This is a genomic window from Pseudomonas mendocina (assembly GCF_900636545.1).
GTDB classification, from domain to species: Bacteria; Pseudomonadota; Gammaproteobacteria; order Pseudomonadales; family Pseudomonadaceae; genus Aquipseudomonas; species Aquipseudomonas mendocina.
Genome location: NZ_LR134290.1, coordinates 1,599,143 through 1,623,552, shown reverse-complemented (window position 1 = coordinate 1,623,552; position 24,410 = coordinate 1,599,143). Strand labels below are relative to the sequence as shown.

The following is a 24,410-nucleotide window of genomic DNA, read 5'->3' as shown; positions in this document are numbered from 1 at the left end:
GAAAATAATGCTGGTTCACCCGTTGCAGCCAAGCGCTTGCTTGTTACACTGGGCCGCAATGGGGGTGTGAAATGTTTTCTCAGGCGCAAATGATAAGAATTATCAGCCTATTGATGTTTTTCGGCCTGCTTTCAGGCCTGACAGGATGCTCTACCTGGATGACAGGTGGCTTCAAGGACCCGGACGTCCAACTCATCAAAGTTGATGTGATCAAGGCCAGGCTACTTGAACAGGAGTTCAGCCTGCGCTTTCGAATCGACAATCCCAATGGGGTCAGCCTGCCCGTGCGCGGGCTGAACTACAACGTCCACCTTAACGGCATCCAGCTGGCCGAGGGCTACTCCAACGAGTGGTTCACCGTGCCCGCCCACGGTCATCACACCTTCGACGTGCCGGTACGCACCAACCTCTGGCGCCATGTGCGGCAGATCGTCAAGGCACTGGAAAAACCCGACGTCCCGATTCGCTACAGCCTCAAGGGTGAAGTAAAAACAGGCATGTTGTTCGGCCGTAGCGTGCACATGGCGCGCAATGGAGAGATAATTCCCGGCGATTTCATCCCCGAATAACCTGCATGAGTAACACCATGAGCAACGAACCTCACGTCCACGGCCCCGACTGCAACCATGACCACGATCATCACGATCACGGCCATGTGCATGGCCCGCACTGTAACCACGGTCATCAGGAACCGGTACGCAACGCGCTGAAGGATGTCGGCCGCAACGACCCATGCCCCTGCGGCAGCCAGAAAAAATTCAAGAAGTGCCACGGCGCCTGAACCGCGTATGGATGCCCTGCCCCTCATCCTGCTAGTCACCGGCCTGCTGTTGATTGCAGCGCTGGCGGCCTATGCCTGGCACCTTTGGCGCCGTGTATGGGCCAACCAGCGCGCTCGTGAGGAAGCACAGCAGGAGCACCAGCAGCGCATTGGCGGCGACCTGAACATCCTCGCCAGCAGCCTGCTCGACGAGCAACTGCCGCTGATCGAAGGCGCCATTCGCATCAAGGTGTTGCTCGACAACTACGACAGCAACCTGAGCAATGACAGCCGCTGCCAGGTGTTCCACGTGCTCTTCGAAGCAACCGCCGACGTGCCCACCCATGCGGCCTGGAAAGCGTTGGACAAGGCAGAGCGACGCCGCTTCGAAAAGCGCTTCAACGAGCTGGAACTGCAGCATAAGGCCGCCGCACGCGTTGCCGCGCGCTGGTTGCTGGACGAAGGACTGAAAGGGTCTCGGGCAATCGCCTGAGACCTCTTGCCAGGCCACGACGGCCTCATTACCTTGGCGCCTTTGTGGCCGGTTGATGAACACTGGCCTCGCCTGTTCGCACACCAAGGATATTCGCCATGCGCACGCTGGCCTGCCTGACTCTCGTTGCTTCCCTGACCGGCCTTGCCGGCTGCCAGTCTCTGCTCAACAGCCGTTATGCCGACAGCGTACCGCCCACCCGCGGCGTCGAACGCATTCAGGGCGTGGCCGAGAGCGCATCGGTGCGGCGCAACGCCCTTGGCATGCCGCTGATCGAGTCGAGCACTTTCCACGATGCGCTGTTCGCCTTGGGTTATGTACATGCCGGCGACCGCCTCAGCCAGATGGTCGGCATGCGCCTGCTGGCCCAGGGCCGCCTGGCGGAAATGGCTGGGCCCGGCGCTCTGGAGATGGACCGCTTCATGCGTGCAGTGAACCTCAGGAAGAGTGCGGAAATCCTCTATGCCGACGCGTCGCCTCGCCTGAAACGCTTCTTCGAAGTCTATGCACGCGGCGTCAATGCCTACATGTTCCGCTACCGCGACCGCCTGCCGATGGACCTGGCTGAATCCGGCTACCGCCCCGAGTACTGGAAGCCCGAGGATTCGGTGCTGCTGTTCTGCCTGCTGAACTTCGGTCTGGCGGTGAATTTGCAGGAAGAAATCGCTGCACTGACCATGGCCCAGCAAGTGGGCGCCGACAAACTGCCCTGGTTGCTGCCGATCTACCCGGACGAACCGCTGCCCTTCGCCGAGGCGGAGAAACTCGCAGGTCTCGACCTCAAAGGACAGTTGCCAGGTCTGCAAGCGATCTCCCGAACAGCGGCGCAGATCGCCGAGCAACACATGCTCGGCGTTGCCGCCTCGAACAACTGGGCCATCGCGCCGCAACGAACCCGCGGCGGCAAGAGCCTGCTGGCCAACGACACCCACCTGCCGCTGAGCATGCCCTCGTTGTGGAATTTCGTGCAGATCCGTTCGCCCAAGTACCAGGCCGCAGGCGTATCACTCGCGGGCGTACCGGCCGTGGTCGCCGGCTACAACGGCAAGCTCGCCTGGGGCATGACCATGGTCATGGGCGACAATCAGGACATTTATCTGGAGCGCATCAAGCGTGAAGGCAGCCGTCTGATGTACCAGGCGGACGGCAAGTGGCTACCGGTCGCCGAACGTCAGGAAACCTTCTTCATCCGCGGCCAACGACCGGTCCGCGAGACACTGTACGAAACCCGCAATGGCCCGCTGCTCAACACGGTGCTCGGCGAGCGCAAGCACATGTTGCAACCTCTGCCGCTGCAGAGCGGTTATGGCCTGGCGCTGAAGACCACGCAATTCGAGCGTGACAAGAGCCTCGACGCCTTCTTCGACCTATCACGCGCGCAGTCGGTGGACCAAGCCTTCGAGGCGGCGCGCGAGATCCGCGCCATGCCGCTCAATATCGTTTTTGCCGACGCCCAGCACATCGGCTGGCAGGTCACCGGTCGCTACCCGAATCGCCGTGAAGGCCGCGGTCTGCTGCCCTCCCCTGGCTGGGACGAGCGCTATGCCTGGGACGGCTTTGCCGATCCGATGCTGCACCCCTACGATCAGGACCCGCCGCAGGGCTGGCTGGGTACAGCCAACGAACGCAGCGTGCCGCCAGGATATGGCATGCAGCTCTCCAGTTCCTGGTACTACCCTGAGCGGGCCGAACGCATCGCCGAACTGGCCGGCAACGGCCGTCATGATGGCCGCAGCATGATCGCCATGCAGTACGACCAGACGTCCCCCTTCGTCGCCAAGCTGCAGGCCATGTTCAACGACCCGGCCATGCATGACTCGCTGCGCCAGGCCATCGCTGCGCTGCCGGCTGGCCAGCGCGAGCGTGCAGACGAAGCCCTGAAGCGTCTGCTTGCCTTCGACGGCAAGCTCGCCGCCAGCTCGCCCGATGCAGCCATCTACGGCGCCTTCCTGCATGAAAGCGCGCGGCATATCTTCCTCGACGAGCTGGGCCCGGAAAACAGCCCGGCCTGGCAGGCGTTGGTGCAAACCGCCAACACCTCCTACTCGGCCCAGGCCGACCATCTGCTTGGTCGCGCCGACAGCCCGTTCTGGAACGACATCCGTACCCCCGAACAGGAAGACAAACCGACTATCCTGGCACGCAGCCTGGCCGCCAGCATCGAACTGCTGGAAAGCCGCCTGGGCACGGAGCGACGCAACTGGCAATGGGGCAAGCTTCATACCTATGAGTGGGTGACCGACACCACTCGCATGGCGCCCTACATGAGCGCCAGCCAGCGCACCAGCATAAACGCCTTGAAAGGTTACCTGGACCGCGGCCCCTATCCGGCTGGCGGTGACCACAGCACGCTGAACGTTTCGGCCTACGCCTGGGGCCAGGACTTCAATACCTTCCTGATCCCGGCGATGCGCATCGTGGTGGATTTCGCCGCCGACGAGCCGTTGGTCGGCGTCAATAGCTCAGGCCAGTCCGGCAACCCGGCCAGCCCGCACTATGCCGACGGCATCGACTCATGGCTCAAGGGCGGCTACATGAGCTTTCCGTTCAAGTCGGAAAACCTGGACAAGGTCTATGGCAACCAGCGCCTGCTGCTGATGCCGGCTAAATGACGACCGTTCGTCGGGGTGCTCTGAACCATTTCTGCGGCCCCCGACTCTGAGTAATCGACTTACTCCATAGATCATCGTTTTAAGGCGCCTCTGGCGCCTTTTCTTTTGCCTGCAAAAAAAAGATGGCATTTCTACATCACGCAATGAACTTTCTCGCCAGAGCAGGTTCAGAACCTATGCATCGATTGAAATGCTCCCCTGGCGCCTCTGGCGCCTATTTTTTTGCCCGCAGTATTCCCCTGAGTCGCTACGGGTACACGAAGGTTGCTAGGCCAGCAGGTTGCGGTCGAAGACGAACACTTCAGCCGCCAGCGGGCGATGCTCCAAAAGATTTTGTGGCCGCCCCATCTTCGGGTAGTTCTTCTCGCCGGTCTCGCTGATCCAGCCCTGGGTCTTCATCCGTTCCAGCCGTCCGCGCAAGGTGGTGTGCTGTACCGGCTCGCCCAGGCAGGCCTGGAAGGCCCCAAGTGCTTCGGTCACGGTAAAGCGCGGCGCCAGCAGATACAGCGGCAGCGAGCTGTAAACCGACTTGCCTCGCAGACGCTCGGCCGCCAGACGCACCAGTTGCGCGTGGTCGAACGGCAATGCCTGCTGCCCGGAAGTGACGGCGGCCAACTCGACGAACTCCAGATTTTCATCCTGCGGCACGACGTCAGGCGCTAGCAGTGCCAGGTAGCAGGTGCTCAGCGACCAGCCACGCGGATCACGCACGCCGTTGCCCACCGTGGTCACCTGTTCCAGGTACTGCGGTTGCAGACGCGCCTTGTCCGCCAGGGCACGAGCGGCGGCGGCATCCAGGCTGGCATCGGCGCAACGACCATTGACCAGCACGCCTGGTAGCGCCCACTGCCCCATATAGGGCTCGCGCTGGCGACGCAGCAGCAGCACCTGCAACGTCCCCTCCTCGCTCAGGCGGAGTGCGACGATATCCACCCCGGCCAGTACTTCCACTGCACTCATCCTTTCATTCGCCTCCGTCATGGACTTATTTCATCTTGACCAATAATTCGCCTTCTTTCACGCAAGAATTGGTAAAAACGCTTGACTACATATTTCACCAGATGAAATATGTAATCACCCAAGCGCAGTAAGGAGGCGCACCATGAAGATCGCCAGCTTCGACGTCGACGCTCAGAAAGGCTTCACCCCACTTTGCCCAAATGAGCTGCCAGTCCCCGAGGGCGACGCCATCGTCCCGGCACTGAACCAGTTGGCAGCGCGCGCTCAACTGCGCATCGGCAGCAAGGACGCCCACAGCCCGCAAGCCGCCTGGGTGGTGCCGGACCACGCGCAGATGCTGCAAGCGCTGCCGCTGGTCAATGCCGACTTGACCTGGGTCAGCCACTGCGTGCCCGGCACACCCGGCTTCGAACTGCTCGACGGCCTGCCGGCGCCGCTGGAATACGACTTCTTCGTGTGGAAGGGCGTGGAGCCCGACCTGCATCCTTATGGCGCCTGCTACCACGACCTGGCCGAGAAGCGCAGCACGGGCGTGATCGAATTTCTTCGGCAAAATGGCGTCGACCTTGTATTGGTCGGCGGTCTGGCGCTGGACTACTGCGTCAAGACCACCGCCCTGCAACTGCGCCGCGCCGGCTTCGAGGTGATCGTGTATCTGCCGGCCTGCCGAGCCATCGCCAGCGAAACCGCCGAAACTGCCTGTATCGCCATGGGCGAGCACGGCATCACACTTGCCGCCAGCCTGGAACAGCTGGACAGCGTCATAGCCAAGGAGAACCTGCGATGAGCGAGAGCATCTTCGCCGACCGCACCGTGCAAAACCTGCTGGATACCGATTTCTACAAGCTGACCATGATGCAGGCGGTGCTGCACAACTACCCCAACGCCGAGGTGGAATGGGAGTTTCGTTGCCGCAGCAGCGAGGATCTGACGCCTTACCTGGCCGAGATTCGCTACCAGATCGAACGCCTGAGCGAACTCAGCCTGAGCGTCGATCAGCTCGCCTTCCTCGAAAGCATTCCCTTTATCAAGCCGGACTTCATTCGCTTCCTCAGCCTGTTCCGCTTCAACCTGCGCTATGTGCATACCAGCATCGAAGACGGTCAGTTGAACATCCGCCTGCGCGGCCCCTGGTTGCACGTGATCCTTTTCGAGGTGCCGCTGCTGGCCATCGTCAGCGAGGTGCGCAACCGCTATCGCTACCGCGAGGTGCTGCTGGAGCAGGCCGCCGAGCGCCTCTACGAGAAGCTCGACTGGCTCAAGGCCGAGGCTTCGCCGAGCGAGCTGGCAGGTTTTCAACTGGCCGACTTCGGTACCCGCCGGCGCTTCTCCTACCGCGTGCAGGAACAGGCGGTGCATATCCTCAAGCGCGATTTCCCCGGGCGCTTCGTCGGTACCAGCAACGTGCACCTGGCGCGTGAATTCGACCTCAAGCCCATCGGCACCATGGCCCACGAGTGGCTGATGGCGCACCAGCAGCTCGGCCCGCGCCTGATCGACAGCCAGATCGCCGCGCTCGACTGCTGGGTGCGCGAGTATCGTGGCCTGCTGGGTATCGCCCTGACCGACTGCATCACCATGGACGCCTTCCTGGCCGACTTCGACCTGTACTTCGCCAAGCTGTTCGACGGTCTTCGCCACGACTCCGGCGACCCGCTGGTGTGGGCGGAAAAAGCCATCGCCCACTACGAGAAACTGGGCATCGATCCGATGAGCAAGACCCTGGTGTTCTCCGACGGGCTCGACCTGCCCAAATCGCTACGGCTCTACCGTGCACTTTCCGGGCGAATCCACGTAAGCTTCGGGATCGGAACCAACCTGACCTGCGACATCCCCGGCGTCGAGCCGATGAACATCGTGATCAAGATGATCGCCTGCAATGGTCAGCCCGTGGCGAAGATCTCCGACACCCCCGGCAAGACCCAATGCCGCGACGAGAACTTCGTCCATTACCTGAAGCACGTCTTTCGCGTGACCCAGTGAGGAGCCAGACATGAGCAACCGCCAAGCCGAAATCGCCGCCGCCCTCGACGTGGTGCCGCCGTTCGCCGACGACGCTGCGTTGAGCGCCGAGATCGAAAGGCGCAAGACCTTCATCAAGAACACCCTCAAGCAGTCCGGCCTAAAGGTGCTGGTGCTGGGCATCAGCGGTGGCGTGGACTCGACTACGGCCGGGCGCCTGGCCCAACTTTCGGTCGAAGAGCTGCGCGCAGAGACCGGTGACGCCAACTATCGTTTCATTGCCGTACGCCTGCCGCACAACACCCAGCATGACGAGCACGACGCCCAGGCCTCGCTGAACTTCATCCGCGCCGACGAGAACGCCACGGTCAACATTGCCGACAGCGTCAACGGCCTGGTCCAGCAGGTCAGCCACCTGCAACACTTGAGCGCCGCCCGCCGCGACTTCGTGATCGGCAACGTCAAGGCACGCATTCGCATGGTCGCCCAGTTCACCATCGCCAACGCCAACAACGGCCTGGTGATCGGCACCGACCACGCAGCCGAGGCAGTGATGGGCTTCTTCACCAAGTTCGGCGACGGCGCCTGTGACCTCGCTCCGCTGTCGGGCCTGGTGAAGCACCAGGTACGCGCCATCGCTGCGCACCTGGGCGCCCCTGAACATCTGGTGCAGAAGACGCCCACGGCCGACCTGGAGGAACTGCGCCCCGGCAAGCCGGACGAGGAAGCCCACGGTGTCACTTATGCCGAGATCGACGCCTTCCTGCATGGCCAGAAGGTCAGTGACGAGGCCTACGCCACCATCGTGCGCACCTATGACGCCTCGCGTCACAAACGCGAGCTACCGCTGGTACCGTGATTTACACAAGCAAAGAGAAGCCGGGCATTGCCCGGCTTCTTCGTGTGCACATCTGCTCAATGCCACTCACCCGCAATGCGTTCAGCCGGTGAGGCGCCGCGCTCGAATACCTCCCGCGGCCGACACTGGGCCACAGGCGCGGGTGGCGGCTGATCCGGCACCGTCGGTTCACCCGGCTCCTGCGGTGGCACGGGTTTACCTGGCTGATCAGGAATATCGGGCTGCGGCTGGCCGGGAATATCGCCAGCCCGAATCCCGCTGGAGATCAAGGTAAAGGCTGCAACGGACATGGTTCTACCCTCGTTCAGAATGGACTGCAGAGGGGTAGAGTTCTCCAGCAGGTACTAATTCCAACTTTTAGCGGGCCGGCTGGGCCCCGAAATGCACGGTGAGCGATACCAGCACCTGCGGCTCGCCGTCCTCGGCCTGTGCATGAGTGTCGGCCCGGCCGAAGCCGAGCCAGACTGGCTGGCCATGCTTGATCGCCACGGCCGAATTCTGGTCGGCCGAACCCTCCAGATCTGACAGCACCGGCTCCGCCTCTTCACGCGGCATACCAAGGCGCAACCGATCATCCAGCACGAAGCCTTCCAGCCCGGCGCGTGCAGGCACCTCCTGCAACCAGCCCAAGTAAAGATCGCCGGTAAAACGCGGCACCAGCCAGCAACGCACTTCACGCAAACGGTTGCCGTCGAACACCAGCATCAGGCTGTTGCCATACAGCAGACCACGGCGCTCCCCCTGTAGCGGTAACTCCGCACTGGGCTCGCCAAGGGTCATGGCAAAATCCGCTGGCGACGCCGTAGGCGCCAGGCCGAACACATTGCCGCCCGAATACACCTGAAGCTCGGCGCGAGCTGACAGACATGCAAGCAGCAGAGAGAAAAAGACGGTCCGCTTCAATATCGTGTCGATGGTCATGTTCCCTGACTCCGATTTCGCTCATGAAAAAGCCGGGCTTGGCCCGGCTTTCTGGTGCTCCCACGTTTGATCAGGCTTTCGGCAGGGTTACGCCCGTCTGCCCCTGATACTTGCCGCCGCGGTCGCGGTAGGAGACCTCGCAGGCCTCGTCGGACTGCAGGAACAGCATCTGCGCCACGCCTTCGTTGGCGTAGATCTTCGCCGGCAGGTTGGTGGTGTTGGAGAATTCCAGTGTCACGTGACCTTCCCACTCCGGTTCCAGCGGTGTGACGTTGACGATGATGCCGCAGCGCGCGTAGGTGCTCTTGCCCAGGCAAATGGTCAGCACGTCACGCGGAATGCGAAAGTACTCGACGGTACGGGCCAGAGCGAAGGAGTTCGGCGGAATGATGCAGACGTCGCTCTTGATGTCGACGAAGCTCTTCTCGTCGAAATTCTTCGGGTCCACCACGGCGGAGTGAATGTTGGTGAACACCTTGAATTCGTCGGCACAGCGTACGTCGTAGCCGTAGCTGGAAACACCGTAGGAAATAACACGGCTGGCGTCGGCGCCACGCACCTGACGCTCGACGAACGGCTCGATCATGCCGTGTTCCTGGGCCATGCGGCGAATCCACTTGTCCGATTTGATGCTCATGGCGAGGAGTCCTGAATTGGGCTGTTGCGAAAAAAGTGAGCGCATCTTACCGAGCCCAGGGCCATGCTTCAAAGCTTGCCGCATCAGGCGGCGTCGATAATTTGCAAAAAAAGCTGCATCGACTATTCGCACTTGGCGATAAAAACACGTATGGTGTCCCCACTGTGCTGCATGTGTCACCGCGAATCGCTACTAGATGCCTAGATCTCGATCCAAACATCGTCCGACTCCTAGTACTCGTTGCACTCAGTCCCGGCCTGGGCTTTTCCAGGGCTGTTATTACTTTTGTTAGGAGACATCACATGTCCAATCGTCAGACTGGCACCGTTAAGTGGTTCAACGATGAGAAAGGCTACGGCTTCATCACCCCGCAATCCGGTGACGACCTCTTCGTTCACTTCAAAGCCATCCAGAGCGACGGTTTCAAAACCCTGAAGGAAGGCCAGCAGGTTTCCTTCGTGGCTACCCGTGGCCAGAAAGGCATGCAGGCTGAGGAAGTTCAGGTTATCTAACCTGCACTACCCCGCTTGAAAAGAGCCCCGCCTAGTGCGGGGCTTTTTTATGGTTTACTGCACGCCTTTGTAGAGCGGATTTATCCGCGACTCGCGGCTGAAGCGGATGCCGCCCAGCCGTTCCTACAGAAGCGGAATCTGAGTGGGCTTAGCCACGCCAGGACCGAGTCGCCAGCGTTGCCCTCTCCCGCCCTTCGGGGACCCTCGGCTTGGGCATCCTGCATCGCTCTAACTCCTGCATCCATGCAGTCGTCTCCCGCAAACGGGAGAGGGTCATCAGAGGGCCGCTGCGCGGCCGCTATTAGTCCTCGCTGATCTCGATGCTCGGCATCGCCGGCTTGCCCGCCAGGGCGATACGCGCGCCGACCTTGCGCGCCAGATCCTGATAGATCATGGCAATCTGGCTTTCCGGATCGGCAATGGTGGTGGGCTTGCCGTCATCGGCCTGCATGCGGATAGCCATCGACAGCGGCAACGAGGCCAGCAATTCGACGCCGTACTGCGCAGCCAGCTTCTCGCCACCGCCTTCGCCGAACAGGTGCTCGGCATGACCGCAATTGGAGCAGATGTGCACCGCCATGTTCTCCACCACGCCCAACACCGGGATATGCACCTTGCGGAACATCTCCACGCCTTTCTTGGCATCGAGCAGCGCCAGATCCTGCGGCGTGGTGACGATCACGCTGCCGGCCACCGGCACCTTCTGCGCCAGGGTCAGCTGGATGTCGCCGGTGCCTGGCGGCATGTCCACCACCAGGTAATCGAGATCGTTCCAAGCGGTCTGGGTGATCAGTTGCAGCAAGGCGCCGCTGACCATCGGCCCGCGCCAGACCATCGGCGTGTTGTCGTCGGTGAGAAAGGCCATGGACATCACCTGCACGCCATGGGCTTCGAGCGGCACGAACCACTTTTGCTCGCGCACCTCCGGCCGCGTGCCCTCGGCGATACCGAACATGATGCCCTGGCTCGGGCCGTAGATATCGGCATCGAGGATGCCCACGCGCGCGCCCTCGCGGGCCAGCGCCAGCGCCAGGTTGGCCGCCGTGGTGGATTTGCCCACGCCGCCCTTGCCCGAGGCCACGGCGATCACGTTCTTCACCCCGGCCAGCCCCGGTACCTGAGCCTGGCCCTGGTGCGAGTCGATCACACAATCGACCTGCACCCGCGCGCTGTCGACACCATCGAGGTTCTCCAGCGCCATCTGCAGCATCTGCGCCCAGCCGCTCTTGAACAGACCGGCGGCGTAGCCCAGCTCCAGACGCACGGCGACGCGCGCACCCTGGATGTCGACCTCGCGCAGGCAGCCGGCACTGACCGGGTCCTGATCGAGGTGGGGATCGGTGAACTGACGCAGACAGGCTTCGACCGCTTCGCGGGTGACGGCACTCATGCAAGAACTCCAGAAGACAGGCAGAAAAACAGGCCGTCATCATAACAGCAGCCTTCGCATGCAATGCAGCATGCGCTTTTCCTTGCCGCAGGTAGCTTGAAGCTTGTCGCTTCCCTTATAGTTGCCGACTTCCCTCGTTTTACCAGTGCAGCCGATCACCATGACCGAAGCCCGCAAGATTCTCGTTACCAGCGCCCTCCCCTATGCCAACGGCTCCATCCACCTCGGCCATATGCTCGAGTACGTGCAGACCGACATGTGGGTGCGCTACCAGAAACTGCGCGGCAATCAGGCGATCTACGTCTGCGCCGACGACGCCCACGGCTCGGCGATCATGTTGCGCGCCGAGAAAGAAGGCATCACGCCCGAACAATTGATCGATGGCGTACGTGCCGAGCACATGGCCGACTTCGCAGACTTTGGTGTGGACTTCGACAACTACCACTCGACTCACTCCGAGGAAAACCGCGAGCTATCGGCGTCCATCTACCTGGCGCTGCGCGACAAGGGCCATATCGCCACCCGCGCGGTGACCCAGTACTTCGATCCCGAGAAGGGCATGTTCCTCGCCGACCGCTTCATCAAGGGCACCTGTCCGAAATGCGGCACCGAGGACCAGTACGGTGACAACTGCGAGAAATGCGGTGCCACCTATTCGCCGACCGAGCTGAAGAACCCGCGCTCGGCCATCTCCGGCGCCGTGCCGGTGCTCAAGGAGTCGCAGCACTTCTTCTTCAAGCTGCCGGATTTCGAAGCCATGCTCAAGCAGTGGACGCGCTCCGGCGCGTTGCAGGAAGCAGTGGCCAACAAGATCGCCGAGTGGCTCGACGGCGGCCTGCAGGAGTGGGACATCAGCCGCGATGCGCCCTACTTCGGCTTCGAGATTCCCGGCGAGCCGGGCAAATACTTCTACGTCTGGCTGGACGCGCCAATCGGCTACATGGCCAGCTTCAAGAACCTCTGCAGCAAACGCCCGGAGCTGGACTTCGACGCATTCTGGGGCAAGGATTCGAGCGCCGAGCTGTATCACTTCATCGGCAAGGACATCGTCAACTTCCACGCCCTGTTCTGGCCAGCCATGCTCGAAGGCGCGGGCTACCGCAAGCCGACTGCAGTCAACGTGCACGGCTACCTGACCGTCAACGGGCAGAAGATGTCCAAGTCGCGCGGCACCTTCATCAAGGCGCGCACCTACCTGGATCACCTCAACCCGGAATACCTGCGCTACTACTACGCCTCCAAGCTGGGCCGTGGCGTGGACGACCTCGACCTGAACCTCGAGGACTTCGTGCAGAAGGTCAACTCGGACCTGGTCGGCAAAGTGGTCAACATTGCCAGCCGCTGCGCCGGCTTCATCCACAAGGGCAACGCAGGACTGCTGGTTGCAGCCAACCCGGAGCCCGAGCTGTGGGATGCCTTCCAGGCTGCCGCGCCGAGCATCGCCGAGGCCTACGAAGCGCGTGATTTTTCCCGTGCCATGCGCGAAATCATGGCACTGGCCGACCGTGCCAACGCCTGGATCGCCGACAAGGCACCCTGGGCGCTGAACAAGGTCGAGGGCAAGCAGGCCGAGGTGCAGGAAATCTGCGCACTGGGCGTCAACCTGTTCCGTCAGCTGGTGATCATGCTCAAGCCGGTGCTGCCGAAACTGGCCAGTGACGCCGAAGCCTTCCTCAACGTGAAACCGCAAACCTGGGCAGACCTCGCGCTGCCGCTGGCCAACCACCAGTTGAACCCGTTCAACCCGCTGCTGACCCGCATCGAACAACCGAAGATCGAAGCCATGGTCGAAGCCTCCAAGGAAGACCTGGCCGCCGAAGCGCCCAAGCCACAAGGCAACGGAGAACTGAGCAAAGACCCGCTGGCCGCCGAGATCAACTTCGACGCCTTCGCCGCCGTCGACCTGCGCATTGCACTGATCGAAAAATGCGAGTTCGTCGAGGGCGCCGACAAACTGCTGCGCCTGTCACTGGATATCGGTGACGAAAAACGCAACGTGTTCTCCGGCATCAAGTCCGCCTACCCGGACCCGAGCAAGCTTGAAGGTCGCCTGACTCTGTACGTGGCCAACCTGGCACCGCGCAAGATGAAGTTCGGCGTCAGCGAAGGCATGGTCCTGGCTGCCGGCCCCGGTGGTGAGGAAATCTACCTGCTCAGCCCGGACAGCGGCGCCAAGCCGGGCCAACGCGTCAAATAAGCCAAACGCCAGGAGGCACGGATGAAGCCATGGATGGTAGTGACGCTGCTGGCCGCACTGGCCGGTTGCTCCGAGCAATCGGGAGCCCCGCTCGGTGGCGCCCTGCAAGGTGAACGCAACCAGGCTGGCAGCTACCTGGCCTATGAGCATCAAGTCGGCATAGAACTGGCCGCCGAGCAGATCGGCGAACGCATCGCCGCCACTCGCGAAGCCTGCCTGAGCGAACGTTTCGGCGCCTGCAGCCTGATCGCCGCACAGCAAAGTAGCGGCCATGCGCCGCGTGGCGACCTCACTCTGCGTATCGTGCCCGGCGGGGTCGAGGCCATCACCGCCCTGGCCAGCGAGGGCGGTGAGCTGGTCAGCCGCAGCACTCGCGCCGAGGACCTGGCCCAGGCTGTGAGCGATAATCGTCGTCAGCACGAGCAACTGCTGCGCCAGCAACGGACCTTGCAGCAGTTCGAACAACGCGACGATCTGGCCGTGGCCGACCTGCTGGCGCTGGCCCGAGAGCAGGCAGCACTGGAGGTACAACTGCAGGCCATCGCCCAGGAGGCCGCCCAACAGCAACGGCGCCTGGATACCAACCTGCTGACCCTTAGCTTCAGCAGCCCCTACGAGCGCTCGCCCCTGGGGCGTATCGGCGAGGCCTTTTCGCGCCTAACCGACAACCTCGCAGAAGGTACTGCCAACCTCATCGAGTTCATCGGCTATAGCCTGCCCTTCCTTATCGTGCTGTTCCCGGTAGCGCTCGGCCTGCGCAAGCTGTGGAGACGTCTGACCAGCCGTTGACCAAGGCGTGACGAAAGGTCGCCAACAGCAGGCAATTCGCCGCATCCGGCTTGTATGGCCAGGGCCGCTTCCCGATAATAGGCGCCCTTTTCCTAAGGCCTTTGTGCATTCGACGGCAAACCGATGACCGAACTCGTCCTGATCATGGTCAGCGCCATCCTGGTCAACAATTTCGTGCTGGTGCAGTTCCTCGGCCTGTGCCCGTTCATGGGCGTGTCGAAGAAGATCGAAACCGCGATCGGCCTGTCCCTGGCGACCACCTTCGTGCTGACCCTGGCGGCCATGTGCAGCTACCTGGTGCAGCAGTACGTGCTCAAGCCGCTGGACCTGGAATTCCTGCGTACCATCAGTTTCATCCTGGTGATCGCCGTGGTGGTGCAATTCACCGAGATGGTGGTGAACAAGACCAGCCCGCTACTCTATCGCGTGCTGGGCATTTTCCTACCGCTGATCACCACCAACTGCATCGTCCTCGGCGTCGCCCTGCTCAACGCCAACAAGGCCGAATTCACCTTCATCACCGCCACCGTCAACGGCTTCGCTGCCGGCCTGGGCTTCTCCCTGGTACTGGTGCTGTTCGCCGCCATGCGTGAGCGCATCGCCATCGCCGACGTGCCGAAATCCTTCCAGGGCGCGGCCATCGGCATGATCACCGCCGGGTTAATGTCACTGGCGTTCATGGGCTTCTCCGGGCTGATCAAGCTATGAGCCTGGTTCTGGTCGCTGTCCTCGCCCTGCTTGCGCTGTGCCTGATCGCCGGAGCCATCCTCGGTTTCGCCGCCGTGCGCTTCAAGGTCGAGGGCGATCCCATCGCCGAGCAAATCAATGCCCTGCTGCCGCAGACCCAGTGCGGCCAATGCGGCTATCCCGGTTGCAAACCCTACGCCGAGGCCATCGCCGGCGGCGACAAGATCAACAAGTGTCCGCCCGGCGGCGAAGCCACCATCGCCGCCCTGGCCGATCTGCTCGACGTCGAGGCGGAGCCTCTGGACGCGGTGGAAGGCGAAAAGCCGCAGATGGTCGCGTTTATCCGCGAAGCTGAGTGCATTGGCTGCACCAAGTGCATCCAGGCCTGCCCGGTGGATGCCATCGTCGGCGCGGCGCGGCAGATGCATACGGTGATCGTCAGCGAGTGCACCGGCTGCGACCTGTGCGTCGAGCCCTGCCCGGTGGACTGCATCGACATGATCGAAGTCGGTAGCACGGTACAAAGCTGGAAGTGGGACAAGCCGCTGGCACCCGGCCAGTTGATCGCCAGTGACCGGGAGCAGGCGGCATGACGGTGCAGGAAAAGTTCTGGGATATCCCTGGCGGCATCCACCCAGCCGAGCGCAAGGAGCTGTCCAACCGCACACCGATCCAGCAGGCGCCACTGCCCAAACGCCTGGTGTTGCCGCTCGGCCAGCATATTGGCGCAACCGCTGAGCCCTGTGTGGCGGTCGGCCAACGCGTACGTAAGGGCGAGAAGATCGCCAACGCCAACGGTTTCGTCAGTGTGCCGCTGCATGCACCGACTTCCGGCAGCGTCGCCTTTATCGATGAGCAGCCTTATCCGCATGCTTCCGGCATGCTGGCACCGGCCATCGTCATCGACAGCGATGGCCTGGACGAGTGGATCGAACTGACGCCCCCCGCCGACTACCGCAGCCTGGAACCCGCCGAACTGCTGGCATTGATCCGCGAGGCCGGCATCAACGGCCTCGGCGGCGCCGGCTTCCCCACGGCGGTCAAGCTCACCGCACGGCCGACGCAGAAGATCCACACCCTGATCATCAACGGCACCGAGTGCGAACCTTACATCACCGCTGATGACGTGCTGATGCGCGAGCGCGCCGCCGAGCTGGTGGCTGGTATCGAGGTACTGGCCCACCTGATTCAGCCGCAGCAGGTGCTGATCGGCATTGAAGACAACAAACCCGAGGCCATCGCCGCCGTGCGCGCTGCGTGTGTCGGCCGCGATTATCAGGTACGGGTATTCCCAACCAAGTACCCATCCGGCGGCGAGAAACAGCTGATCCAGATTCTCACCGGCGTCGAGGTGCCAAGCGGCGGCCTGCCCGCCGATATCGGCATCCTCTGCCAGAACGTCGGTACCTGCACGGCCATTCACGACGCGGTGGTACTGGGCAAGCCGCTGATTTCGCGCATCACCACTCTGACCGGCGAAGCGCTGGCGCGACCTGGCAATGTCGAGGCTCTGCTGGGCACGCCGGTGGGCGAGCTGCTGGAGTTCGCCGCGCTGGACCCCAGCAAACTCAATCGCCTGATCATGGGCGGCCCAATGATGGGCTTCACCCTGCCCAGTCTCGATGTGCCACTGATCAAGACCAGCAACTGCCTGCTGGCCAGCACCGTCACAGAACTGCCGCCGCCACCGCCGGCCATGCCCTGCATCCGCTGCGGCGAGTGCGCCGAGGCCTGCCCGGCCAGCCTGCTGCCGCAACAACTGCACTTCTTCGCCCTCGGTCAGGAGCACGAGCAGCTCAAGGCGCACAACCTGTTCGACTGCATCGAGTGCGGCGCCTGCGCCTACGTCTGCCCATCGAGCATTCCGCTGGTGCAGTACTACCGTGTGGCCAAGGCGGAGATCCGCGAGCTGGAGCAGAAGCAGCTCAAGGCCGAGCACTCCAAACAGCGTTTCGAGCAGCGCCAGGAACGCCTGCGCCGCGCCGAGGAGCAGAAGGAAGCCGAACGCAAGGCCCGCGCCGAGAAAGCTGCGCGCGCCAAGGCAGCGCAGGCCGAAGCACCACCTGTAGCGGCAGCGGCGCCGGCTGATGAAGCGCTGAAGAAACTCAAGATCGAAGCCAGCATGGCCCAGGTCGCGCTGAAGAAGGCGGAAAAACAGCTGGCCGCTCACGACACGCCGGAACTGCAGGCGCAGGTCAGCGAGCTGCGCGCCGCTGCCGAAGCCGCGCAAAAGGCCCTGGCAGACGCACAGGCAGCTGCCCCTACCTCCGCGCCCAAGCCGGCCGGTGACGAGGCGCTGAAGAAGGCCAAGATCGACGCCGCCATGCTCAAGGCCCAGCTGCGCAAGCTGGAGAAAATTGAGAACCCGGACGACGAGCAGCAGACCGAGATTGCCCGCGTGCGTCAGCAACTGGAAGCAGCCGAGAAGGCCCTGGCCGATCTGGAGAGCCAGACACCCGCCTCCGCGGCCAAACCCGCCGGTGACGAAGCGCTGAAAAAGGCCAAGATCGAAGCCGCCATGCTCAAGGCCCAGCTGCGCAAGCTGGAAAAGATCGAGAACCCGGACGACGACCAGCAGACAGAGATCGCCCGTCTGCGTCAGCAGCTGGAAGAAGCCGAGAAGTCCCTGGCCGACCTGGAGAAGCAGGCGCCCGCCCCCGCCGCCAAACCGGCCGGCGACGAGGCGTTGAAGAAGGCCAAGGTCGAGCTGGCGATGAAACGCGCCGAGCTGAAGAAGGCCGAGAAGGCAGGCAGCGACGAAGCTGCGCTGCAGCCGCTGCGCGATGCCCAGGCCGCCGCCGAGCAAGCCCTGCATGCCGCGGAGGCGGCCTCGGGCAAGCCGGCGCCGGAGCTGGTACGCACCGAACGCCCCGGCGTGGATGCCGAACTGAAAGCCCTGAAAACTGAAGTTGCCTTCGCCCGCGCCGACCTGCGCAAGCTGGAGCGTGACGAGAGCGCTGCTGGCGAGGCGCTGGAACAGGCGCGTAACCGCCTGGCCGAAGCCGAACGCAAGCTGGCCGAATACCAGAGGTAGCGTTCGCCCCGGATTACCTCCAGGGCAGGCAGCACTGCGATTAAAGCCCCTCTCCCACTTGTGGGAGAGAGGTTGGGGAGAGGGCCAGTACGCCGCACCCTCTCCCCGCCCCTCTCCCGTAAACGGGAGAGGGGGAACGAAACCGCCGGCACGCCGGTACAGCGCCCCGGATTGCATCCGGGCTACAAAAGACACCCGTCGCCTCGGGGCACCCGGGCGGCACAGACAACCGTAGCCCGGATGCAATCCGGGAACCGCGCCCGACAAGGCGCCGCGACAGTAACGACCGGAGCGCCGATGGCCCTGCCCCGCATCACATCGCCCCACGCCAAGGGCAGCAACCGAACCCAGCAGGTCATGCTACAGGTGCTGCTGGCCTGCGTGCCGGGCATCCTCGCCCTGACCTGGCTGTTCGGCATCGGCACCCTGTTCAACCTGCTCTGGGCCAGCCTCTGCGCCCTGGGCTTCGAGGCTGCATTGCTGGCGGCACGTAAACGCCCGATCGCCTTCTTCCTCAAGGACTACAGCGCCCTGGTTACCGCCGTGCTGCTGGCCCTGGCCCTGCCGCCCTACTCACCCTGGTGGCTGACGCTGATCGCCTGCGGCTTCGCCATCGGTTTCGGCAAACAACTCTACGGCGGCCTCGGGCAGAACCCGTTCAACCCGGCCATGGTCGGCTACGTGGTGGTGCTGATCTCCTTCCCCGTCGACATGACCAGTTGGCCCACGCCACATGGCGTCGCCGCACTGGACGGCATCAAGCACATCCTCGGTATCGCCAGCCTGCCGGATGGCTGGGCCCAGGCCACCGCGCTGGACGCATTGAAGGTCAATAAGAGCCTGACCATCGACGAGCTGCACGCCAGTAACCCGGCCTTCGGCCATTTCGGCGGTGCCGGCAGCGAGGTGGTCAACCTGGCCTTCCTCGCCGGCGGCCTGTATCTGCTGCACAAGCGCCTGATCACCTGGCATGCGCCAGTGGGCATGCTCGCCGCGCTTTTCGTCATGAGCCTGCTGTTCTGGAACGGCAGCGGCTCGGACTCCAACGGCTCGCCGCTGTTCCACCTGCTCACCGGCGCTACCATGCTCGGCGCTTTCTTCATCGTCACCGACCCGGTATCCGGTGCTACCAGCAATCGCGGACGCTTGGTGTTCGGCATCGGAGTCGGTGTGCTGGTCTACGTGATTCGCACCTGGGGCGGGTACCCGGATGCGGTGGCCTTCGCCGTGTTGCTGATGAACCTGGCGGCGCCGACCATCGACTACTACACCCGGCCGCGCAGCTACGGCCACCGCAAGCCCAATAGCGGCTTCAAGCTGGGAGAATGAGCATGCTGCCGGAAATCAGCCGCTCGATGCTGAAAAACGCCCTGGTGCTTGGCCTGTTCGCCATCGGCACCGTCGGCACCGTCGCCTTGCTGCAACAGGGCACCGCCGAGCGCATCGCCAACGCCGAGCGCGAAGCGCAGGTGCGCGCCCTGGCGGAAATCCTGCCGGCCGGCAGCTACGACAATCATCTGCTGGATGACCGCGTCGAGCTCAACGCCCCCGAGCTGGGTCACCGCAGCCCACAGTCGGCCTATCTGGCGCTCAAGGGTGGCCAGCCCAGCGCGCTGATCCTGCCGGTGACCGCACCGGACGGCTACAGCGGCGCCATCCACCTGCTGGTGGGCATCTTCGCCGATGGCAGCCTGGCTGGCGTACGCGTGCTCAGCCATAAGGAAACCCCTGGCTTGGGCGACAAGATCGAACTGGCCAAGAGCGACTGGATACGCAGCTTCGAGGGCAAATCTCTGAACGCCCCCAACGAAGACGGCTGGGCGGTGAAAAAGGATCGCGGCGACTTCGACCAGTTCGCCGGAGCCACCATCACCCCACGCGCCGTGGTCAAGGCCGTGCATGGCGCCCTGCGCTACTTCGACACGCACCGCGCCCAGTTACTGGGTCTGGCGGAGGACGAACGATGACCAGCTACCGCGAAATCACCCTCAATGGTCTGTGGAAGAACAATCCCGCACTGGTGCAGTTGCTCGGCCTCTGCCCGCTGCTTGGGGTGAGCAACTCCACGGTCAATGCCTTGGGCCTGGCCCTGGCCAGCGCGGTGGTGCTGGTGTGTTCGAACACCGCCGTGTCGCTGGTACGCGGCGTGGTCAACACCGCTGTGCGCCTGCCGGCCTTCGTCATGATCATCGCCGCACTAACCACCTGCATCGAGCTATTGATGCAGGCCTACACCTACGAGCTGTACCAGATCCTCGGCATCTTCATTCCGCTGATCACCACCAACTGCGTGATCCTCGGGCGCGCCGACGGCTTTGCCGCCAAGCACGACCCGGCCCGCGCCGCCTACGACGGCCTGATGATGGGCCTGGGCTTCGGCACCGTGCTGGTGCTGATCGGCGCCATCCGCGAGCTGCTCGGCACTGGCGCACTGTTCGCCAACATGCACCTGCTGTTCGGCCCGATGGCCGCCGACTGGAAACTCACCCTGGTGCACGATTACCGCGGCTTTCTGCTGGCTATACTGCCGCCGGGCGCCTTCATCGTCCTGGGCCTGCTGATCGCCGGCAAGAACCGCATCGACCAGATCGCCGCCGAACGAGCCAAAGCCGCCGCGCCCGAGCTGCCCGCACAAAGCCGCCGCGTTCGCGTTACCGGAGTAATAGAATGAACGCAGCCAAGCGCTTGGAAATCTTCCGCCGCCTGCACGAAGACAACCCCGAGCCGAAGACCGAGCTGGCCTACAGCACGCCGTTCGAGCTGCTGGTGGCGGTGACGCTTTCTGCCCAGGCCACCGACGTCAGCGTCAACAAGGCCACGGCCAAGCTGTTTCCCGTGGCCAATACGCCGGAGGCCATCTACGCCCTCGGCGTCGAGGGACTTTCCGAGTACATCAAGACCATCGGCCTGTACAACAGCAAGGCGAAGAACGTCATCGAGGCCTGCCGCATCCTCATCGAGAAGCACGGCAGCGTCGTGCCGGACAACCGCGAGGATCTCGAGGCACTGCCCGGCGTTGGTCGCAAGACCGCCAATGTGGTGCTCAACACCGCATTTCGCCAGTTGGCCATGGCCGTGGATACGCACATCTTCCGCGTTAGCAACCGAACCGGCATCGCACCGGGCAAGAACGTGGTCGAGGTGGAAAAGAAGCTGCTCAAGTTCGTGCCCAAGGATTATCTGCTCGACGCGCACCACTGGCTGATCCTGCACGGGCGCTACGTCTGCACCGCGCGCAAACCACGCTGCGGTGCCTGCCGCATCGAAGACCTGTGCGAGTACAAGGCGAAAACGTCCGACGATTGATCGACCATAGAATCCAGCGATCTTCTGATTGAAAAAATCTTTTTTACCCGCTCAATTTTTGCCGCTATAAGGTGCGCAAATGGCCCCAGTCACTGGCCTGGAGTGGAATAGATGAGCACTGACAAAGAAGATCTCGAGCTGGACGAAGACTTTGTCGCGGATGAATCGGACGATGCCGAGCCTGCGGTGGAAGTCGCCAAGACCAACCTGACCAAGCGTCGCATCATCGACAACTTCCTCGAAGAGCGGCGCCTGCACAAACAGCTGGCCGAATACGACTTCGATATCTGATTATCGAGCTGCACAGAAGAAGCCCCGCTGATCGCGGGGTTTTTCGTATATCGCGATCAGTCGCGGCAAGACGGTGAGAGTAGCTCGATCTTGTAGCCGTCCGGATCCTCGACGAAGGCCAGGATGCGCGTGCCGTGCTTCATCGGGCCAGGTTCGCGGGTGATCTTGCCACCGCGGCAGCGAATATCCTCGCAGGCCTTGTAGACGTCCTCGACTTCCAGAGCGATATGGCCGTAAGCGGTACCCAGCTCATAGTGCTCGACGCCCCAGTTGTGGGTCAGCTCGATCACACTGTTATGCGCCTCGTCGCCGTAACCGACGAAGGCCAGGGTGAACTGGCCGTCCGGATAATCCTTGCGGCGCAGCAGGGTCATGCCCAACACCTCGGTGTAGAAGGCGATGGATTTGTCCAGATCGCCGACACGCAGCATGGTATGCAGCAGTCTCATCAGGTTTCCCCCTTTCAGAAAGCAGAACCCCGGCACTTGGCCGGGGTCCTTGTGAGGCAAGAAGTTCAGCTTAGCAGGCCGTTGAAAAACGTAGGCGAGGCAGGCAAGACAAGGCAAAAACGGCCGAAAAAGCGCAGTTTACGAGTTGTAAATGAGCATTTTGAGGCCGTTTTTAACGCAGTATTGCCAACGCAGGTAGTTTTTCAACAGTCTGTTAGACCAGCTTGCGGCCCTTGCCTGCAGCAATACGCATGCGCAGGGCGTTGAGCTTGATGAAGCCTGCCGCGTCCTGCTGGTTGTAGGCGCCGCCGTCCTCCTCGAAGGTCGCAATGTTGGCGTCGAACAGCGAATCGTCGGACTTGCGACCGGTGACGATGACGTTGCCCTTGTACAGCTTCAGGCGCACCACACCGTTCACGTTGGCTTGGGAGGCGTCGATCATCTGTTGCAGCATCAGACGCTCCGGGCTCCACCAGAAACCGTTGTAGATCAAGCTGGCGTACTTCGGCATCAGCTCGTCTTTCAGGTGTGCCACTTCGCGATCGAGGGTGATCGACTCGATGGCGCGGTGGGCCTTGAGCATGATGGTGCCGCCGGGGGTTTCGTAGCAGCCGCGGGACTTCATGCCGACGAAACGGTTCTCAACGATGTCCAGACGACCGATGCCGTTCTCGCCGCCTATGCGGTTCAGTTCGGCCAGCACCTGCGCTGGGGTCATGGCCTTGCCGTCGATGGCGACGATGTCACCGGCCTTGTAGGTCAGCTCGATATAGGTGGGGGTGTCCGGCGCCGCTTCCGGCGACTTGGTCCAACGCCACATGTCTTCTTCGTGCTCGGTCCAGGTGTCTTCCAGCACGCCACCCTCGTAGGAGATGTGCAGCAGGTTGGCATCCATGGAGTACGGCGACTTCTTCTTGCCGTGGCGCTCGATCGGGATGGCGTGCTTCTCGGCGTAGTCCATCAGCTTCTCGCGCGACAGCAGGTCCCACTCGCGCCACGGGGCGATGACTTTCACACCCGGTTTCAGTGCATAGGCACCCAGCTCGAAACGCACCTGGTCGTTGCCCTTGCCGGTAGCACCGTGGGAGATGGCGTCAGCGCCGGTCTCGTTGGCGATCTCGATCAGGCGCTTGGCGATCAGCGGACGGGCGATGGAGGTACCCAGCAGGTACTCGCCTTCGTAGACGGTGTTGGCACGGAACATCGGGTAGACGAAATCGCGGACGAATTCTTCGCGCAGGTCGTCGATGTAGATTTCCTTGACGCCCAGGGCCTGGGCCTTGGCACGGGCCGGCTCGACCTCTTCGCCCTGACCGAGGTCAGCGGTGAAGGTCACCACTTCACAGTTATAGGTATCTTGCAGCCACTTGAGGATCACCGAGGTGTCCAGGCCACCGGAATAGGCCAGAACTACCTTTTTGACGTCCGCCATGCCATCACTCCACGGGTTGTACGGTAAAACCGGTGATTCTACTGGCCAAGCGGCTCAATTTACAGGGGTGCGACAGTCGGAGTTGACCAAGCGACGCCAAAGTGGCTCAGGAGGGTCGGCTGCCTGGTGGATCGACCGGCGTGGTGGCGGGAGCGGGAGCACTCTGCTGCGGCACCTCGGGCTGCGGTACACGATCCAGGCGCAAGGTGGCCCGGCGGTTCTTGGCACGATTGGCTTCGTTGTTGTTCGGCACCAGCGGGTAGCGCTCGCCGTGAAAGCGCATGGTGATCTGCTCGACCGGTATGCCGCCGGCAACCAGGTATTCCTGTACGGCCAGAGCACGACGACGCGAGAGGTCACGGTTGGTCAGGCGATTGCCGCTGTTGTCGGCGTGACCGTCGATCTGAAAGCTGTTGATGGTGGGGTCAGCCTTGACGAAGTCGAGGATGATATCGAGCTTGGCCTTGGCCATTGGGTCGAGATCGATGCCTCCACCGGGAAAGCCGATCTGCGCCTGACGAATCTGATCGAAACTAACCGGCAGCAGCTTGGCAGTGCAGGCCTGGTAATCGTCATAGGCCTTGTGAAATTTGACCGGCAGCAACCGTACTTCCAGGTTATCGCCGCCATTGAGGGTGCGATGGCGCACCACCGGGCTACGCCCTTCCAGCAGGCCGGTAAGCAGGCGTGCGCCTTGCTCCTGCGAGCTGTTGAACGGTACTTCGCCGTTGCCGACGCTGACGACGCCCAGGTTGATATCACCGCGCCCCGGCTGCCAGGGCGCCGCTGCCGCCAGCAGGGTTGCCGAGCCGGCGCCCATCCAGCGCTCACGGGCCTTGAGACGGAAGGTGACCTGCTCACCCGCGCGGCGTACGAACTCGCCACTGCCGAAATTGCTGATCGGCTGGCTCAGGCGGCATTCGAATTGATCGCCCTCGACCGTCCACTCCACCTTCTCCAGCCGGGTCTGGAAGCTGATGGCATGCGCCGGCAGGCACAGGGGCATGCCAGCCAACAGGCTGATCAGGAGGAAATTGGGCGCACGCACGACAGGCTCCACGGCGATTCACGGCATTCTCACGGGGTATCGGTCAGGCGCGCGGAAACTTGACCCCTGCG

The 24,410-nt window shown here is 62.7% G+C and carries 26 protein-coding genes; 18 read left to right on the top strand and 8 right to left on the bottom strand.

Features of this window, described 5'->3' with window-relative positions:
• Window positions 1-71: 71 nt before the first annotated feature.
• From EL191_RS07455 to EL191_RS07440, 4 genes are all read left to right on the top strand, one after another.
• Entirely contained in the window at window positions 72-569 is a 498-nt protein-coding gene (locus EL191_RS07455) for an LEA type 2 family protein (RefSeq protein WP_085982455.1), read from the top strand.
• Between the two features lie 17 nt (window positions 570-586).
• Window positions 587-781: an SEC-C metal-binding domain-containing protein gene (locus tag EL191_RS07450; RefSeq protein WP_013714608.1), complete on the top strand. Its 195-nt coding sequence runs from the start codon at window positions 587-589 to the stop codon at window positions 779-781.
• A 7-nt stretch (window positions 782-788) separates the two neighbouring features.
• Entirely contained in the window at window positions 789-1,253 is a 465-nt protein-coding gene (locus tag EL191_RS07445) for a DUF2489 domain-containing protein (protein WP_041977750.1), read from the top strand.
• 98 nt (window positions 1,254-1,351) lie between these two features.
• Window positions 1,352-3,865, top strand: a complete 2,514-nt coding sequence (locus tag EL191_RS07440; RefSeq protein WP_041977748.1) for a penicillin acylase family protein — start codon at window positions 1,352-1,354, stop codon at window positions 3,863-3,865.
• A 267-nt stretch (window positions 3,866-4,132) separates the two neighbouring features.
• On the opposite strand, the gene EL191_RS07435 is transcribed toward EL191_RS07440, so the two are convergent.
• Window positions 4,133-4,825 carry an NUDIX domain-containing protein gene (locus EL191_RS07435; RefSeq protein WP_041977745.1) on the bottom strand — a complete coding sequence of 231 codons (693 nt, stop codon included), beginning with the start codon at window positions 4,823-4,825 and terminating at the stop codon, window positions 4,133-4,135.
• A 142-nt stretch (window positions 4,826-4,967) separates the two neighbouring features.
• On the opposite strand from EL191_RS07435, the gene EL191_RS07430 reads away from it, so the two are divergent.
• From EL191_RS07430 to nadE, 3 genes are read left to right on the top strand one after another with little or no spacing between them, the layout of a single operon-like run.
• Window positions 4,968-5,612, top strand: coding sequence for a nicotinamidase (locus EL191_RS07430; RefSeq protein WP_041977743.1), 645 nt, complete (start codon window positions 4,968-4,970; stop codon window positions 5,610-5,612).
• A complete protein-coding gene (gene pncB / locus EL191_RS07425) occupies window positions 5,609-6,808 on the top strand; it encodes a nicotinate phosphoribosyltransferase (protein ID WP_017361665.1) in 1,200 nt (399 codons plus the stop codon). The genes EL191_RS07430 and pncB overlap by 4 nt, the downstream gene beginning before the upstream one ends.
• A gap of 10 nt (window positions 6,809-6,818) precedes the next feature.
• On the top strand, window positions 6,819-7,646 hold the full coding sequence (nadE, locus tag EL191_RS07420) for an ammonia-dependent NAD(+) synthetase (RefSeq protein WP_041977741.1): 828 nt from the start codon (window positions 6,819-6,821) through the stop codon (window positions 7,644-7,646).
• A gap of 56 nt (window positions 7,647-7,702) precedes the next feature.
• On the opposite strand, the gene EL191_RS07415 is transcribed toward nadE, so the two are convergent.
• From EL191_RS07415 to dcd, 3 genes are all read right to left on the bottom strand, one after another.
• The gene (locus EL191_RS07415) at window positions 7,703-7,936 is read right to left on the bottom strand and encodes a hypothetical protein (protein WP_013714601.1); all 234 of its coding nucleotides are present in this window, start codon (window positions 7,934-7,936) and stop codon (window positions 7,703-7,705) included.
• A 67-nt stretch (window positions 7,937-8,003) separates the two neighbouring features.
• Window positions 8,004-8,426, bottom strand: a complete 423-nt coding sequence (locus tag EL191_RS07410) for a hypothetical protein (protein ID WP_041978174.1) — start codon at window positions 8,424-8,426, stop codon at window positions 8,004-8,006.
• A 211-nt stretch (window positions 8,427-8,637) separates the two neighbouring features.
• The gene (dcd, locus tag EL191_RS07405) at window positions 8,638-9,204 is read right to left on the bottom strand and encodes a dCTP deaminase (RefSeq protein WP_013714599.1); all 567 of its coding nucleotides are present in this window, start codon (window positions 9,202-9,204) and stop codon (window positions 8,638-8,640) included.
• A 302-nt stretch (window positions 9,205-9,506) separates the two neighbouring features.
• Here dcd and EL191_RS07400 point away from each other — a divergent pair, with 302 nt between their 5' ends.
• Window positions 9,507-9,716: a cold-shock protein gene (locus EL191_RS07400; RefSeq protein WP_013714598.1), complete on the top strand. Its 210-nt coding sequence runs from the start codon at window positions 9,507-9,509 to the stop codon at window positions 9,714-9,716.
• 301 nt (window positions 9,717-10,017) lie between these two features.
• Here EL191_RS07400 and apbC read toward each other — a convergent pair whose 3' ends face one another.
• Entirely contained in the window at window positions 10,018-11,106 is a 1,089-nt protein-coding gene (apbC, locus tag EL191_RS07395; RefSeq protein ID WP_013714597.1) for an iron-sulfur cluster carrier protein ApbC, read from the bottom strand.
• A gap of 160 nt (window positions 11,107-11,266) precedes the next feature.
• Between apbC and metG the strand changes: the two genes are divergently transcribed.
• From metG to EL191_RS07345, 10 genes are all read left to right on the top strand, one after another.
• Window positions 11,267-13,303 (top strand): methionine--tRNA ligase, encoded by a 2,037-nt coding sequence (metG, locus tag EL191_RS07390; protein WP_026041981.1) that lies wholly within the window; start codon window positions 11,267-11,269, stop codon window positions 13,301-13,303.
• A gap of 21 nt (window positions 13,304-13,324) precedes the next feature.
• Window positions 13,325-14,092 (top strand): DUF4349 domain-containing protein, encoded by a 768-nt coding sequence (locus EL191_RS07385; RefSeq protein WP_041977739.1) that lies wholly within the window; start codon window positions 13,325-13,327, stop codon window positions 14,090-14,092.
• A gap of 123 nt (window positions 14,093-14,215) precedes the next feature.
• On the top strand, window positions 14,216-14,800 hold the full coding sequence (gene rsxA / locus EL191_RS07380) for an electron transport complex subunit RsxA (RefSeq protein ID WP_013714594.1): 585 nt from the start codon (window positions 14,216-14,218) through the stop codon (window positions 14,798-14,800).
• Window positions 14,797-15,372 carry an electron transport complex subunit RsxB gene (gene rsxB, locus EL191_RS07375; protein WP_017361671.1) on the top strand — a complete coding sequence of 192 codons (576 nt, stop codon included), beginning with the start codon at window positions 14,797-14,799 and terminating at the stop codon, window positions 15,370-15,372. The genes rsxA and rsxB overlap by 4 nt, the downstream gene beginning before the upstream one ends.
• On the top strand, window positions 15,369-17,813 hold the full coding sequence (gene rsxC / locus EL191_RS07370; protein ID WP_041977736.1) for an electron transport complex subunit RsxC: 2,445 nt from the start codon (window positions 15,369-15,371) through the stop codon (window positions 17,811-17,813). The genes rsxB and rsxC overlap by 4 nt, the downstream gene beginning before the upstream one ends.
• A gap of 297 nt (window positions 17,814-18,110) precedes the next feature.
• The gene (locus tag EL191_RS07365; RefSeq protein WP_013714591.1) at window positions 18,111-19,142 is read left to right on the top strand and encodes an RnfABCDGE type electron transport complex subunit D; all 1,032 of its coding nucleotides are present in this window, start codon (window positions 18,111-18,113) and stop codon (window positions 19,140-19,142) included.
• A 2-nt stretch (window positions 19,143-19,144) separates the two neighbouring features.
• Window positions 19,145-19,780, top strand: coding sequence for an electron transport complex subunit RsxG (gene rsxG / locus EL191_RS07360; protein WP_041977734.1), 636 nt, complete (start codon window positions 19,145-19,147; stop codon window positions 19,778-19,780).
• Entirely contained in the window at window positions 19,777-20,484 is a 708-nt protein-coding gene (locus tag EL191_RS07355) for an electron transport complex subunit E (protein WP_041977732.1), read from the top strand. Before rsxG ends, EL191_RS07355 begins: the two co-directional genes overlap by 4 nt.
• Complete coding sequence (nth, locus tag EL191_RS07350; protein ID WP_013714588.1) at window positions 20,481-21,119, top strand: endonuclease III; 639 nt, start codon at window positions 20,481-20,483, stop codon at window positions 21,117-21,119. Before EL191_RS07355 ends, nth begins: the two co-directional genes overlap by 4 nt.
• 111 nt (window positions 21,120-21,230) lie before the next feature.
• Window positions 21,231-21,410 carry a PA3496 family putative envelope integrity protein gene (locus tag EL191_RS07345; RefSeq protein ID WP_003245600.1) on the top strand — a complete coding sequence of 60 codons (180 nt, stop codon included), beginning with the start codon at window positions 21,231-21,233 and terminating at the stop codon, window positions 21,408-21,410.
• 56 nt (window positions 21,411-21,466) lie between these two features.
• Here the strand turns inward: EL191_RS07345 and gloA are convergent, their stop codons facing one another.
• From gloA to EL191_RS07325, 3 genes are all read right to left on the bottom strand, one after another.
• Window positions 21,467-21,859: a lactoylglutathione lyase gene (gene gloA / locus EL191_RS07340; protein WP_017361675.1), complete on the bottom strand. Its 393-nt coding sequence runs from the start codon at window positions 21,857-21,859 to the stop codon at window positions 21,467-21,469.
• Between the two features lie 214 nt (window positions 21,860-22,073).
• Window positions 22,074-23,291 carry an argininosuccinate synthase gene (locus EL191_RS07330; protein WP_041977727.1) on the bottom strand — a complete coding sequence of 406 codons (1,218 nt, stop codon included), beginning with the start codon at window positions 23,289-23,291 and terminating at the stop codon, window positions 22,074-22,076.
• A gap of 106 nt (window positions 23,292-23,397) precedes the next feature.
• Window positions 23,398-24,339 carry a flagellar protein MotY gene (locus EL191_RS07325; protein WP_041977724.1) on the bottom strand — a complete coding sequence of 314 codons (942 nt, stop codon included), beginning with the start codon at window positions 24,337-24,339 and terminating at the stop codon, window positions 23,398-23,400.
• Window positions 24,340-24,410: the final 71 nt, after the last annotated feature.